The organism is Nitrospirota bacterium (assembly GCA_040755395.1).
Taxonomy (GTDB): Bacteria; Nitrospirota; Nitrospiria; order Nitrospirales; family Nitrospiraceae; genus DATLZU01.
The window spans coordinates 1-13,855 of the sequence record JBFMAX010000001.1 but is presented as its reverse complement, the minus strand read 5'-3'; the positions used below and the strand labels follow the sequence as shown (position 1 = coordinate 13,855).

At 60.6% G+C, this 13,855-nt stretch carries 16 protein-coding genes and 1 pseudogene; 14 read left to right on the top strand and 3 right to left on the bottom strand.

Features of this window, described 5'->3' with window-relative positions:
- Positions 1 to 372: 372 nt before the first annotated feature.
- The 12 genes from AB1555_00085 (at position 373) to AB1555_00030 (ending at position 11,838) form a co-directional block, all read left to right on the top strand.
- A complete protein-coding gene (locus AB1555_00085) occupies positions 373 to 1,428 on the top strand; it encodes an AAA family ATPase (protein ID MEW6245091.1) in 1,056 nt (351 codons plus the stop codon).
- 10 nt (positions 1,429 to 1,438) lie between these two features.
- A complete protein-coding gene (locus AB1555_00080) occupies positions 1,439 to 2,104 on the top strand; it encodes a DUF3226 domain-containing protein (protein MEW6245090.1) in 666 nt (221 codons plus the stop codon).
- 646 nt (positions 2,105 to 2,750) lie between these two features.
- Entirely contained in the window at positions 2,751 to 3,338 is a 588-nt protein-coding gene (locus AB1555_00075; GenBank protein MEW6245089.1) for an efflux RND transporter periplasmic adaptor subunit, read from the top strand.
- The gene (locus AB1555_00070; GenBank protein MEW6245088.1) at positions 3,325 to 3,687 is read left to right on the top strand and encodes a hypothetical protein; all 363 of its coding nucleotides are present in this window, start codon (positions 3,325 to 3,327) and stop codon (positions 3,685 to 3,687) included. Before AB1555_00075 ends, AB1555_00070 begins: the two co-directional genes overlap by 14 nt.
- 24 nt (positions 3,688 to 3,711) lie before the next feature.
- Positions 3,712 to 4,437, top strand: coding sequence for an efflux RND transporter permease subunit (locus AB1555_00065; GenBank protein ID MEW6245087.1), 726 nt, complete (start codon positions 3,712 to 3,714; stop codon positions 4,435 to 4,437).
- Positions 4,434 to 4,787 (top strand): cytochrome c, encoded by a 354-nt coding sequence (locus AB1555_00060; protein MEW6245086.1) that lies wholly within the window; start codon positions 4,434 to 4,436, stop codon positions 4,785 to 4,787. The genes AB1555_00065 and AB1555_00060 overlap by 4 nt, the downstream gene beginning before the upstream one ends.
- A gap of 39 nt (positions 4,788 to 4,826) precedes the next feature.
- Positions 4,827 to 5,840, top strand: a complete 1,014-nt coding sequence (locus AB1555_00055; protein MEW6245085.1) for a sodium:calcium antiporter — start codon at positions 4,827 to 4,829, stop codon at positions 5,838 to 5,840.
- A 140-nt stretch (positions 5,841 to 5,980) separates the two neighbouring features.
- A complete protein-coding gene (locus tag AB1555_00050) occupies positions 5,981 to 8,764 on the top strand; it encodes a cation-translocating P-type ATPase (protein MEW6245084.1) in 2,784 nt (927 codons plus the stop codon).
- A gap of 207 nt (positions 8,765 to 8,971) precedes the next feature.
- Positions 8,972 to 9,190, top strand: a complete 219-nt coding sequence (locus AB1555_00045) for a DUF2892 domain-containing protein (GenBank protein ID MEW6245083.1) — start codon at positions 8,972 to 8,974, stop codon at positions 9,188 to 9,190.
- On the top strand, positions 9,187 to 9,657 hold the full coding sequence (locus tag AB1555_00040; GenBank protein ID MEW6245082.1) for a hypothetical protein: 471 nt from the start codon (positions 9,187 to 9,189) through the stop codon (positions 9,655 to 9,657). The genes AB1555_00045 and AB1555_00040 overlap by 4 nt, the downstream gene beginning before the upstream one ends.
- A 211-nt stretch (positions 9,658 to 9,868) precedes the next feature.
- Positions 9,869 to 10,420 carry a ubiquinol-cytochrome c reductase iron-sulfur subunit gene (locus tag AB1555_00035; protein ID MEW6245081.1) on the top strand — a complete coding sequence of 184 codons (552 nt, stop codon included), beginning with the start codon at positions 9,869 to 9,871 and terminating at the stop codon, positions 10,418 to 10,420.
- A 92-nt stretch (positions 10,421 to 10,512) separates the two neighbouring features.
- Positions 10,513 to 11,838: a cytochrome b N-terminal domain-containing protein gene (locus AB1555_00030; GenBank protein ID MEW6245080.1), complete on the top strand. Its 1,326-nt coding sequence runs from the start codon at positions 10,513 to 10,515 to the stop codon at positions 11,836 to 11,838.
- 7 nt (positions 11,839 to 11,845) lie between these two features.
- Here AB1555_00030 and AB1555_00025 read toward each other — a convergent pair whose 3' ends face one another.
- The 3 genes from AB1555_00025 to AB1555_00015 form a co-directional block, all read right to left on the bottom strand.
- Entirely contained in the window at positions 11,846 to 12,010 is a 165-nt protein-coding gene (locus tag AB1555_00025) for an FmdB family zinc ribbon protein (protein MEW6245079.1), read from the bottom strand.
- A 77-nt stretch (positions 12,011 to 12,087) separates the two neighbouring features.
- Positions 12,088 to 12,729 carry a hypothetical protein gene (locus AB1555_00020; protein ID MEW6245078.1) on the bottom strand — a complete coding sequence of 214 codons (642 nt, stop codon included), beginning with the start codon at positions 12,727 to 12,729 and terminating at the stop codon, positions 12,088 to 12,090.
- Positions 12,730 to 12,855: 126 nt separating this feature from the next.
- A complete protein-coding gene (locus AB1555_00015; GenBank protein ID MEW6245077.1) occupies positions 12,856 to 13,167 on the bottom strand; it encodes a hypothetical protein in 312 nt (103 codons plus the stop codon).
- A gap of 336 nt (positions 13,168 to 13,503) precedes the next feature.
- Between AB1555_00015 and AB1555_00010 the strand changes: the two genes are divergently transcribed.
- Positions 13,504 to 13,728: a hypothetical protein gene (locus AB1555_00010; GenBank protein ID MEW6245076.1), complete on the top strand. Its 225-nt coding sequence runs from the start codon at positions 13,504 to 13,506 to the stop codon at positions 13,726 to 13,728.
- Positions 13,701 to 13,855: pseudogene (locus AB1555_00005) on the top strand (ATP-binding cassette domain-containing protein). Before AB1555_00010 ends, AB1555_00005 begins: the two are co-directional and overlap by 28 nt.

The window sequence follows — 13,855 nt, the reverse complement described above, 5'->3', positions numbered from 1 at the left end:
CAGGCTTCGCCCTTGCTGTTCGGAAGCAAGGGCCGCATGCTGCGACAAGTTGTGTCCCGCCCACTACGGCGATGTGCGGCAGGAATTCCAGCCCAGCCGCCTGGACGTGATACGCCGGAGCACAAGACGGCTTTGATGCAAGCTCCAATACACGCGGAGAAAACAACAAGTTTGAAGGTAACATCTAAGACTGTGCCAGGTACCCATTACAGTTCGAATGCAGTGGGAAGAATATAAAGGGGTCGATGATGCACCCAGCGGAAGCAACCAAGCCAGTTGGGGCACACTTCACAGCGTGACAAAAAACATCCGGTAACGTATTATGCAGCGCTAGTTAGGGAGGTGTGCAAGGAATCTCAGCACATTGTCTAGATGATCAGCACAATCGAAATTCAAAATTTTAGGTGTTTTGAGAAATTGAACCTTGATGGTCTGAGCAGAATTAACTTACTGGTCGGGAAAAACGCCACCGGTAAAACTGCTTTCCTGGAGTCTCTTTTTCTTGTGGCTGCAGGATCTGCCGAGGTCTTCTTGCGCTTGCGCGGATGGAGGGGTTTTGGAGATGTTCTGAAGATCACTTACGAAAGAAGATTCTACGAGTCCTTGTGGCGAGACCTATTTTACGCATTTGACCAAAATCGACAGATATCCATTAGGACGTCCGGAACTCACGGAGCGGACAGGTCCTTGAAGATCTATTATAGATCCGAGGAATCCTTGACTATTCCCATCCTGGAGAAGAGGGATGATATGTCAGTCATCACACCCATCAGGATGGAATGGACAATAAGCGGAGGCAAAACCTTTGAGGTTAAACCCGCATTGACACCGCGAGGTCTGAACGTCGGCCAGTTCATCGATCCGCTCCCTGGTTCCCTATTTGCTTCGTTCCATAATCCGAATGCCGAGGAAAACGCTGCTCATTTTTCAGAGCTTAGCAAACAAGGGAAAGAAGGCGAATTGGTCAAGGCTCTCAACAGAGAATTCCCCTATATTCAGGGATTATCCGTCGAGATAGATTCTGGCTCGCCTATGGTATACGCAAGATTGGTGGCGCCTTCGATAAGTCGAAGGCTGCCGCTAACGCTGGTTTCCGGTGGAATCAACAAGTTTGTGAGTCTACTGTTAGCCATTGCGAGCAACCCTCATGGAGTTGTTTACGTGGACGAGATCGAAAATGGCTTTTACTACGACAGATTGTCTACTATCTGGTCTTCTCTCTTTACTTTCGCAAAGGACTACGATGTTCAATTGATTGCCTCAACTCACAGCTTGGATTGCCTCAGAGCACTGTCACCGTTGCTTAAAGAGAATCAGGATGACTTCAGACTCTTAAGAGCTGAGAGACAAGATGATCGCTGCAATATCAGAATGTTTAGCGGAAAGGAGCTTCGTAGCGCAATGGATCAGGATCTCGAAGTGAGGTAGGGATCATCTTTTGGTTCCAAGGCCGTTAGTTGGTCCATGTTTGATTGTCGGAGAAGGAGAAGATGACGAAGCATTTTTTCGGCATCTCGTAGAACAAAGAAATTTGAACGGTTTTCAAGTCGCTTTCCCTGGAAAACCAGAGTCGGACACTGGAGGCAAGAAAGGTTTTGGCCAATTACTCGTCGCCCTTAGGGTCCTTGAGGGCTTCGAAAAGATCTCCGGCATAGTCATTGTGACCGACAGCGATGACGATGCAGGCAGTGCGTTCGCAAAGCTTAGAGAACAAATTGAATCAGCTGAGACCTACCCGGTTCCTGACCGGCCTTTTACAATTGCTACGCGCGGTGGATCGCCGGACATCGCAGTAGTCTTACTTCCTGAAGCGGACCAACCTGGCAATCTGGAAACGCTTTGCCTGGGGGCAGCCCTCGACAAGTGGTTTAGCCTTAGACCATGTGTTGAGGATTTCGTTCGTTGTACGAATGCGGAATCTTGGCCGAAATCGAAGTTATCTAAACTGCAAATGCGTTGCTTCTTGTCTGCCGCGTGCAAGAGTGATCCATATACGCCTTTGAAATGGGCCTGGAGCCGTCCGGAAACCTTAATACCGCTTGATCATTCAGCTTTTGATCGAATAACAAGCTTCTTAAACAGCTTCCGAGCAAACTATAAGTAGCCCTTATATTCGAGGTGTATCCTGTAACAGTGGACTGGGCGCACGGCATCCTTTATTGCGGGATGCTGCTTCTTTGGCCTCTCTCCAACGTGGCCAGTTGTTCTTCTTTCCACGTCTGCTCATTCCGCCGTTCACAGCGTCCGATGCGAAATGAAAGAAAAGGGAGAATGGTGGCTCGCCCAAGGATTCAGGCTACCGTTACCAAGTGCAAGATCGGCAGACCGATCCTGCGCCTATCTCTATAGTGAAGAAATTTATCTCGTGCCTCGATGGTTACCCGATTACCGTGGGAGACGACTACCATCCCCGCGGTTCAGGCCGCGGCACGGGGTGTTTTGGGCCTGGGGTTCCAATGAAGCTGCCCCTTTCTGCCACTGTGCCGTCTGAAGCGTCTTGTCGCCGCTGCAAGATCCTTTAAGAAATTGCCTCGTTCCAACGGCCTAGGCTGGCATTAGGCTTGCCTCGGTCACTCGTGGGTAATTATGACCTTTGCCGGACGCAACGAGAGTGGGAGCAGTGCCTTGTCTGCATAGGCCTGGTGAGGGGCGTCGGTGCGGTTGTGGCGTGCGGTTCCGCCCTTCTTTTGTCCGATCTCCGAGTTTCCCGTGAACACCACAGATTCCTGGGAGATGGTGAAGCCGTACTTGTGCACCGCCGTGAAGAAGCGATGACGCCGCCGGGTCGTCTTACGCGCTCACTCCGGCAATTCTGCGCGGTCGTCCTGCTGATGTGTCTGGTCGGCCCGCCGGGTTGCGGCAGAGAGGGAGACGAGGCTTCCGGCGCGAAGCCCGCTCCGGCCGCCGCACCCTCGGGCATTTTGCGCCTGAAACTTGACGAGATCGTGCGGGCGGGGATCGAGGTCCACCCCGTGACCCGCGGCGAATTCCGGTTGTACCGGGAGTTTCCCGCCACGGTACAGCCCAATGAAAACGAACTGGCCGATGTCACCACCCTGATTCGCGGGCGCGTGGTGAAGGTGTATGTGGACTTCGGCCAGGACGTCAAGAAAGGCGAGCTGCTGGCCCTGCTCCACAGTACGGAGCTCGGTTTGGCCGAGGCGACGTATCTCAAGGCGACGGCGAAACTACACGAAGCGGAACTGGTCTATGAACGAACTCATGATCTTTACCAGCACCGGGCGGTCAGCCTTGCCGAGTTTCAGAAACGCGAAGCGGAGTTGAGAACGGCTTGCGCAGAGGCGCGCGAAGCCAGGAACCGGCTTGAGCTGCTCTGAGATCGCCAACGCGCCGGAAGAGCCGAACGAAAGCGACCCGGTCGTCTTGCTGCGTCCGCGAGAGACCTGGACCACCGCCAAGACCAAATCGGGTCTCGTGGACGCGATTCGCCGGCGGCTGGCCGATATTCCCGGTATTTCGGTCCTCATGAGCCAACCGATCCAGGAACGCGTCGATGAACTGATCTCCGGCATCAGGACCGAATGCGCGATCAAGTTTCAGCTCATCCTCAGATTTCCGGAAGTGTATCGCAACAGCGTCGGGGCCATCGGAGAGATTCGAGTCAAGGCCGCCACCGGTGCGCCGATCCCTTTGAGCGAGCTGGCGACCATCGAGATGCGGGAATGACCGGCGCGCATTAGCCGCGAACAGGTGCGCCGCCGCATTTATATCGGGTTCAATGTGGTGGATCGCGACATCGGGAGTGTGGTGGATGAAGGGCGCCGGAAGCTGGCGACGGAGCTGCGGTTGCCGCAAGGCTACGTTGTGACGTGGGGAGGCGCCTTTGAGAACATGGAGCGGGCCAATGCCCGCTTGATGATCGTGGTCCCGATCGCCCTGGGCCTGATTCTCTTCCTGTTGTTCGTCGCTTTCCATTCGTGGAGGTACGCGATCCTGATCATGCTCAATCTTCCCTTCGCGCTGATCGGCGGGGTCGTCTCACTGTGGCTCACCGGCCAGTACCTGAGCGTGCCGGCGTCCATCGGCTTCATCGAATTGTTCGGTCTTGCGGTGGGGAACGGGATCGTGCTGGTATCCTATGTCAATCAGCTCCGGGGCGAAGGGCGGCCGACGGACCAGGCGATCATCGCCGGCTGCACGTTGCGGCTCCGCCCGGTCACGATGACGATGATGACGACGCTGCTCGGGCTTCTGCCGCTTGCGGTTTCGCAGGGCATCGGGGCGGAAATCCAGCGGCCGCTGGCGACGGTGGTGATCAGCGGGCTTTTCACCTCGACGTTGCTCACGTTGGTCGTGCTGCCCGCGCTGTACCGCTGGTTCGAGGAGCCCGGCGATCGGCCGAAGGCTCCTGCCGCCGAGGAGAAGCTGTTTGCGGACGACATGTCGGAGGTGGTTTCGGAAGAGGTGACGCGATGAAGAGTGCGTGGCTGATGGGGGTGGCGGCGACGCTCTGGAATCTGGGGATCATGGGCGGGATCGGCGCGTCGGCTGAGACCGGCTCGCCGGCCCGCGACCTGGCAAGGGGCAAGGCGTTGTATCAGCGGCATTGCGCAGGATGTCACGGTCCGCAAGGCAGAGGTGACGGCTACCGGCTGCTCGGTCCGGAGCCGGCGAACCTCACCTCGCCGTCGACCAAGGGCAAATCCGACGAAGAACTGCTGAAGACGCTGCACGAAGGCAAACCGAACATGCCGTCGTGGAAATTGCGGTTGTCGGAGGAGGAGAGCCGAAACGTGCTCGCCTATGTCCGGTCGCTGACTCGGTGAACGCCAGGGCCGGCTTCTCGGCCGCGGAGGAGAGGCTTGATGGTGCTGACGTGGGGGCTTTTCGCGCTGAGCGCCGTGGCGATCGTCTTTGCCGGCACGAAGCTTTCGCAATACGGCGATCGGATCGCCGAGCTGACGGGGTTGGGCCGGCTCTGGATCGGCGTGCTGCTGATGGCCGCCGCCACATCGTTGCCGGAAGTCTTCACCACCATGAGCGCGGGCCTGCTTCACGCGCCCGATCTCGCCGCTGGCGATCTCTTTGGCGCCGGGCTCAGCAATATGCTGACGCTGGGCGTGATCGATCTTGCGTATCGGAGGAGGCGGGTGTGGCAGCAGGCGGCCTTCGAACATACCCTGGTGGCCTCTCTGGCGATGGTCCTAACCGGGCTGGCTGCGTTTCTGGTGCTCTTGCGAGCGGATGTGGAACATGCGGGGATCGGCTTCGGCAGTGTGCTCCTGCTCGTGATGTACGTCTTAGGAATGCGGATGATCTTCCGGCAGGAAGATGTGAAGCGCCGCCAGCGGGAGCAGGAAGCAGTCGCAGAAGCGGCGGTGTTGGCGGAGGACAGGCATGGGAAGCGGCGTAAGACGCTGCGATGGGCCTTGGCGGGGTTTTTCATTTCGGCGCTGGCGTTGCTTGGCGCGGCACCGCTCCTGGCCGGTTCGGCCAAGGAGATCGCCGAGGGGACCGGCGTCAGCGCGACGTTCATCGGCACGTCGTTGGTGGCCATTACCACCTCCATGCCGGAGCTGGTCACGGCGCTGGCGGCCGTGCGCCTGGGCGCCTTCGATCTGGCCGTCGGCAACCTCTTCGGCAGCAACGCCTTCAACATGGCGGCCTTCTTTTTCGCCGATGCCGCGTTTCGCGAGGGACCTCTGCTGAGCGCGGTCGATCCCGCGCACGCGCTGACGGCCTTATGGAGCATTCTGCTGATGAACGTCGGTCTCATGGGTATTATGTACCGGGTGGAAAAGCGCTATCTGCTGATCGAACCTGACAGCATGGTCATGATCGTCGGCTATTTCCTCGGGCTGTGGCTGCTATTTCGGTAGCGGTCATTTTTCCACGGGGAACGAAAATCCCCCTCACCTAGCCCTCTCCCCCAGGAATGGGGGAGAGGAAACAGATGAGGGGGAAGCGGAAGAGCTGACGGCTGCTCGCTGTTGGCTATCGCGACACAATTACGAACTGCATGACACCGGCGTCCTCTCTGAAACCCGTTTCCTGGCACGCGATGTCGCCTGGTGCGGCGGTCCGCGAACTGGGCTCCGACCTGGATCACGGACTGAGCGAACAGGAGGCCGCGCGCCGGTTCGCCCTGCACGGGCCGAACGAATTGCCGGAGGCCCCGCTGCCGTCACCGTTGTCTCTGTTCTTCGCCCAGTTTTCCAGCCTCATCATCTGGGTCTTGATCGGCGCGGCGGTCGTGTCCGGGTTGCTCCAGGAATGGGTCGATGCGGGCGCCATTCTCGCGATCGTGTTTCTGAACGCAATCTTGGGATTCGCGCAGGAGTTCAAGGCCGAGCGTTCGCTGGCCGCGTTGAAAAAGCTCTCGGTCGCGACGGCGCGGGTCGTGAGGGATGGAAGCGCCCGATCGATTCCCGCACGGGAGTTGGTGCCGGGCGATCTCATCCTGGTCGAAGCGGGCGACTATGTGCCCGCCGACGCGCGGCTCACCTATGCGGCCGCCCTCCGGACGCAGGAAGCGGCGCTCACCGGAGAATCCACGCCGGTGGACAAATCTGTCGCCGCCATGAGCGGCGATGACCATCCCCTCGCCGAACGACGGAACCTCGTGTTCATGGGTACAGTCGTCGTCGCCGGGAAAGGGCGAGCGGTGGTCGTCGCAACGGGTTTGCAGAGCGAGTTAGGGCGGATTGCGACCATGCTCCGGACGGCCGAACCGGAGGTCACGCCGCTGCAGCGCCGTCTCGAACAACTCGGCCATCTCCTGCTCTATCTCTCGCTGGGGGTCGTGGCGGTGGTCTTCGTGTTGGGGCTGCTGCGCGGAGAGCCACTGGTCAGCATGTTCCTGACGTCAGTGAGTCTGGCCGTCGCGGCCATCCCCGAGGGACTTCCTGCGATCGTCACGATCACGCTGGCGCTGGGTGTCACGCGTATGGTCGCGCGCCACGCGCTCATCCGCCGGCTCCCTGCGGTCGAGACGTTGGGATCCACGACCGTCATCTGCACCGACAAGACCGGCACCTTGACCAAGAATGAGATGACGGTGACCCGTCTTTTCATCGACGGCCGAACGTTCGAGGTGACCGGCGAAGGGTATGCGCCGGAGGGCGAGATTCGCGAGATTGGGCGTGGTCCGTTATCCGTAATCTGTGATCCGTTATCCGAACGAGCCGGAAACGGTGGACGCGCAACGGGCAACGGGCTACGGGAGCTGCTCACCGCGGCCGTCTTGTGCAACGGGGCGACGCTCAGGCAGGTGGGCGCGACCTGGCAGGTGCTCGGCGATCCGACCGAGGGCGCGCTGTTGGTGGCGGCGGCGAAGCTTGGGTTGTGGAAGGAATCGCTGGAGGCGGAGGCGCCCATCGTCGGGGAGGTTCCGTTTGACCCGGAACGCAAGATGATGACCGTGCTCCGCAAAACCCCCGGCGGGATCGCCGCATTCGTGAAGGGCGCGCCGGATGTTTTGATCGAACGATGCGCCCATATGTTGACGGTCGACGGCGCCGTCAAGCCGCTCGATGAGTCGGCGAAGCGGAAGATCGTGGAGGCCAACCGGACGTTCGCCCACGAAGCGTTGCGGGTGTTGGGGATCGCCCGCCGGCAACTGGACGACAAGCCGGTCGATCTCCGAGCCGCGGACATCGAACAGGCCCTGGTGTTTCTGGGGCTCATGGCCATGAAGGACCCGCTGCGGCCTGAAGCCAAGGTCGCTGTGCGGCAGTGCCGGGAGGCGGGCATTCGAACCGTAATGATTACGGGCGATCATAAGGAAACGGCGATCGCGATCGCGAAAGACCTGGGTCTTGTGAACGGGCGGGGGGAGGCGCTGGCGGGACCCGAGCTGGATGCCTTGTCCGACCGGGCCCTGGTGGAGCGCGTGGAGCAGGTCGCCGTCTATGCGCGCGTGTCGGCGGAGCACAAGCTCCGGATCGTCAGGGCCTGGAAGGCTCGGGGCGCGGTGGTGGCGATGACGGGCGACGGCGTCAATGACGCGCCGGCGATCAAAGCGGCAGACATCGGCGTCGCGATGGGGCTGACCGGCACGGACGTGACCAAAGAAGCGTCGGACATGGTGGTGACGGACGACAACTTCGCGTCGATCGCGGCGGCTGTCGAGGAAGGGCGGGCCATTTTCGACAACATCCGAAAATCCGTTCACTACCTCCTGTCGTGCAACCTCAGCGAGGTGTTGCTGATGCTGCTGGCGACCTTGTTGGGGCTTCCCTTGCCGTTGTTGCCGGTCCAGATCCTCTGGATCAATCTGGTGACCGACGGATTCCCGGCGCTTGCCCTGGCCGCCGATCCGAAGGAGCCCGACATCATGACCCGGCCGCCGCGCGATCCGAAGGAACGGTTCCTGTCTCGGCGACGGTTTCTGCTCATGTTTGGCCAAGGGACGCTCATCGCCGCAAGCACGATGCTTGTCTTTGCGTACTGTCTGTTCGCCATGGACAAGAGCCTCGAGCGGGCGCGCACGGTGACCTTCACCGCGATGGTGTTGGCGCAGTTGTTCCATGCGTTCAACTGCCGGAGCGACCGGCGGTCGATTTTCTCGATCGGCGTGTTCTCGAATCGGTCTCTGCTCTGGGCGGTCGGGGTCTCGGCCGCCTTGCAGGTCCTGATCATCCTGCTGCCGGCGGCGCGCGAAGTCTTCAAGGTCAGCCCGTTCGATCCGGAGCACTGGATGCTGGTGGTCGGAGTCGGACTGGTCCCACTGCTGGCGATGGAGCTGTGGAAGCTCATGCTGGCCTCGCATGAATCTTTTCATAGGCGGCCGACTCCTATATAGTGTTTGAGTCGGCAGGACCGGATGCGACACGGGTGATTCATTCGTGAAGACACGCAGTCGTGCATGAAACGATAAAGAGCGAGCGGCTCAGCAAGCTCGGTGCTGAAATCCGGGAAAGCGAATTGAGCAGTCTCTCCGGCCGCGTTCATCGCGATAACGCGTAAAAGAGCGGCCGGATCAAGCGAAGCTTGGTATGGAGGTGGAGCCATGACGTGCAACGTGGGCGGGATTGAACGACCGATTCGGATCGTACTGGGCATCGTGTTGTTGGGGGTCGGCGCGTTTGCGGAGCTTCCCCCTTGGGGCGCCGGGATCGCCTTCGTGGTCGGCGCGGTGGCGCTCGTGACGGGGGCGATTGGCTTCTGTCCGGCCTGGAAGCTCTTCGGGATCAACACCTGTCCGCCGGCGTCCATGGGAAAGCCGTGAAGGCGCGCGGGCGACCGAGCCGGTCGAACCTGCCGGCGGCAGGCGCCCGGCCGGCTCGTCACGACGTGTTGGCGGAACGGCATCCTCCGGGGCTGGCTCCGGTCCTCACGGCCTGGAGCCTCCTTGCCGTCGGAGGATGCGCCACCCTCGAGACGGATCAACCTTTTCCGGCGAGGGCGGCTCTGATCGGGAAAACCGAACAGGATGTCGTGGTCTGCGCCGGCGAGCCGCTTGCCAGGACCTCCGGCCAGGAAGGAGCCGTCCTGATCTATTACCGGGAAGCTCCTCCGTTGGAACGGTCCTTCGTCGGCTCGAAGGCCAGCGTGCCCATCGTGCCGAATGGGTGCCGCGCGCGCCTGAAACTCAAAGACCAGCGGGTGACGGACGTGGAGTACGTGCCTGTGCCGGAGTCGATCGGCGGGATGGAGCACTGCGAACAGATGTTCGAGCCCTGTCTGCAGCGCTGAAGAAGGGGCGGAGGCTTGCGATGGGGCTCAACTGCTTTGAAACAGCTAGCAGCATATAGCGAACAGACTGTAGCCGCACTTCCCCTCCACCTTCAAGGGGGAGGGGATCGAGGGGGCATTTTCAGAGCAGCGAGCAGCAAGCAGCGAATAACTCTGAGCTATTTGCTATTGGCTATTCGCTGTTAGCCGTCATCCATTTGAGGAAACGCGCATGAATCCGCCGGATGAGCCCAAAGATAAGCAGACTCCAGGCTTCTTCACGCCGGTCGGATCGCGCCGCACGTTCTTCGGGTGGGTCACCGCCGCGGCGGCGGCCGTGATCGGGCTCACCCTGGCGGTGCCGCTGGTCGGCTACTTTGTCTCGCCGGCGTTGAAACGTCGCGAGTCATCATGGGTCGACGTCGGAGGGCTCGACGAATTGCCTGTCGGCGAACCGAAGCAGCTCGACTACGTGGCGACCGTCAAAGACGGCTGGATGGAAGCGAAGTCCAACAAAGCCGTGTGGGCGATCAAGCAGGGTGACGGGCAGGTGACGGTCTTCTCGCCGATGTGTACCCATCTCGGCTGCGGCTATCGGTGGGACGGAGCCGACCGGCGGTTCAAATGTCCATGCCACGGGAGCGTGTTCGACGTCACGGGCCGGGTCATGGGCGGACCCGCGCCCAGGCCGCTGGATCGGTTGCCATCGAAAATCGAGAACGGCCGGCTCCTGGTCCAGTACAGGGAATTCAAGGCGGGCTTACCACGAAGCGTGGAATTATGATGTGCGTGAAGCGGAACTCGTGAAACGTATCTCGCAGTCGATGAACGGCGCTTCCCAAGGACGAAATACGCTTCACGCTTCACGAGGGACGCATGGCCTCCAGAGTGTATGACTGGCTCGATAGCCGGCTGAAGCTCAAGCCGATCGAGCGGACGCTCCTGGACGAGCCCATTCCGGGCGGCGCCAGTTGGGTCTATGTATTCGGCTCGGCGACGCTCTTCCTCTTCGTCCTGCAAGCCGTCACCGGGATGTTTCTCGCCGTCTATTACGCGCCGACCCCGGACCATGCCTACGACAGCGTTCGATTCATTGAAACACAGGTGGCTTTCGGCGCCTTCGTCAGGGGACTGCACCACTGGGGGGCGTCTGGGATGGTCGTCGCCATCGGCTTGCACATGCTGCAGGTCTTTCTCTACGGCGCCTACAAGCCTCCGCGGGAACTGATGTGGATGGTCGGCGTCGTCCTGTTTCTGCTCGTCATGGCCTTCGCGTTCACGGGTTATCTGCTGCCGTGGGACCAGACGGCCTACTGGGCTACGCAGGTCGGCATCAACATGGTCGGGACCGTCCCCCTGGTCGGAGATTTTTTGGTGCGGGTCCTGCGCGGCGGAGAGACGCTCGGAGCGCTGACGCTGTCCCGATTCTTCGCCGTCCACGTCCTCTTTCTGCCCGCGCTGACCGTGGCCGGCATTGCGCTGCACCTGTTCATCCTGAGGCGGGTCGGGCCGGCCGGCCCGTGGAGCGAAGATCGCGCGGCGCTGGGGAGCGAAACGTTCTATCCCCGGCAGGTCTACATGGATGCGGTCGTGATGCTGGGGGTGTTCCTGGTCATCGCGACGCTCGCGCTCGCCGTTCCGTTCCCGCTCACGGACAAGGCCGACCCCTCAGACACCAGTTTCGTGCCGGTGCCGGAGTGGTACTTCCTCTTCTATTATGAGTTGTTGAAATACGTGCACGGGCCGCTCGAACCGGTGGCCACATGGATCCTGCCGGCCCTGTTCGTGCTGGTGCTGCTCTTCTGGCCGTTCATTGATCGCAATCCGGTCCGGCATCCCTCTTCACGCCCCGTGGCGATCGGGGCCGGTGTGGTCTTTCTGGTCGTGGTGTTTTCCTTGCTCGGGATCTCCCTCAAAAATCTCTATGCCGTGCCGCGCGTGGATCCGGCCGTCGCGCACGGCAAAGAGATCTACGCGAAATACGGCTGTGCGGGCTGCCATCGGATTCACGGAGAAGGCGGGGCGGTGGGCCCCGATCTCTCGTACGTGGGCGAGGTCAGGCCCGAACGGGAATGGCACCTGCGGCATTTCCGCGATCCGCAATCGGTCTCGCCGGGATCGATCATGCCGAAGTTCCCGCTGACCGAGCAGGAACTCAACGATCTGACCAGTTACATGCTGAGTCTGAAACGCCAGACGTAACGGAGCGTCAGCTCTTCCGGCTGGTCTTCGCCATTACGCTCGTAAACAGTTGTTCCATCCGTTTGCTCTTGCAGGATGGGCAGGCGACCTCCCCGCTTTCCCGCTCCCTTAGGCTGAGGGACAGGACGGCTTCTTTGCCGCAGTCCAGACATTTGTATTCATACATGGGCATCTCCCTCACCTCCCTTCGGTTCTCAGCACGGCCTTCGACAGGACCGCTCCGGCGGCGCGGCCCGCGCGGGAACCTTTTTACCTGGCCGGTCCGGCCTCGCCTGGCTGCCGGGCTTCAAGAGGCTTCAGGCGCCGCTTCATCTCGTCCAGCGCCTTCAAGCGGTCCTTGAGCGCGGCTTCTTCCAGCGTATACGTCCCCAACAGCGTGTCGGTCAGGGCGCGCAGATCGCCGCTCAGCGCGCTGACCTGCGCGGGCAACTGTTCCATCCTGACGCCGACGGTGGAGACCATCTGCTGCAACGCCTGAAGCTGCTTGGCCGCGTCGCCCGTCACCGCTTCGAGCTTCCTGAGCTCTTCTTGCGCGGCGGCCTGAGAGCCTTCCACCGCCTTCTTCGTGCCGGTCGTGACGAGAGTCAGATCCTTAAGGATTTGATCCCGCATGGCGTCCGTCTTTTTCTCGTCCTCCAGCGCCGCGCGCATATCCATTTGGAACGTGCCGACCTGGGCGCGCAAGCCTTCCACTTCCGCTTTGATCCCTTTGACCTGGTCGCGAATCGTGGCGACCTCCGACCGGATGGCTCTCGTCTGGGCATCGACCTTTTGCGCCAGATTATGCTCCAGCTTGTCCAGATCGGAGGTGGTCGCGCAGCCGGTCGCGGCAAGCAAGACGGCGAAACCGATCAGAGGCCCGAGGGCCTCCCGCTGTGTGTGGTGTGTCATAACCCACCTCCCGGTGATAGGGTGGCAGATTATTCTACTCACCGCCGGATCGTGGGAGCCAGTAGAGGAATTCTACTGAGGGGTGGGGCCGGCCGCGGGGCCGCAAGAGGAGAAAGGAGACCTCGACTACGCGGTCGTTTCCTGAGATCTCCCGTCGAAGTAGCCGAAGGCGTACGTGAGGACGATGATGCCGAAGATGCCGACGAACCGGGCTTGATCGTCCTGGTCAAATTGAACGAGCAGGCCTTGGTCCGGATAGTCCGTCCCGAACATAGCGAGACAGACGACAAATCCCAACAGCAACAAGATGCTCCGCCAGGAGTTCCATTTCAGGCCCTGCTCGATCGCGCTGTTCAGGCCGAACCGGTACACGAGATACAGGATGCCACCGCTGAACATCCAACTGATGGCCGTCCAAAGCGCCAGGTGCCAATCCATCGCGTGACCTCATGCTGTATTGTGACCAAGTATAGCCTGTGCCCGGATGGCGTCAACCGCGGCGGAAACCCGAGAAAATTCTCATCGCGGGTTCGCAGAATCTCCGGTGCCTGCCGTCGAGTCACGCTGTGGTGAGCGGTAAGGCCGGTTGTGCAGGGTTCTGGCGAAACCACGGGCCTTCCGCGTGTGCGGCTGTTCCTACACAAACTAGTACTTTTTCGTCGTTGACAACGTCTAGGTGGCAGTCTAGATGAGCGATGGTCCATGCAGCCAAGAAAGAGGTTTGGGTATCACGGAGGAATATCGGAGGAAGCCATGGCCGAATGAAACGAGAAAGTGGTTGCGTTGAATGTGACGCTGACACCGGTCGAGCACGCGGATCAGCCGGTGTCGGCCAATTACACGACGGTCGCCGTGGCGCAGGGCATCGCCTATCTCGACTTCGGGTTCATTGAACCGGCGATGCTCGCCATGCTCGCCCGTACCGCGCGTGACGGCAAGGCCATTCCGGAGAGACTCGACCGGAAGCTCGTGGTGCGCATGACTTCATCCTCGAGTTGACCGAAGGCTACGACACGCTGGTGGGCGAACAGGGGTGCTCCCTCTCCGGCGGGCAACGGCAGCGGATCGCCATCGCCCGCGCGCTCGTGGCCAATCCCCGGATTCTCATTTTCGACGAGGCCACCAG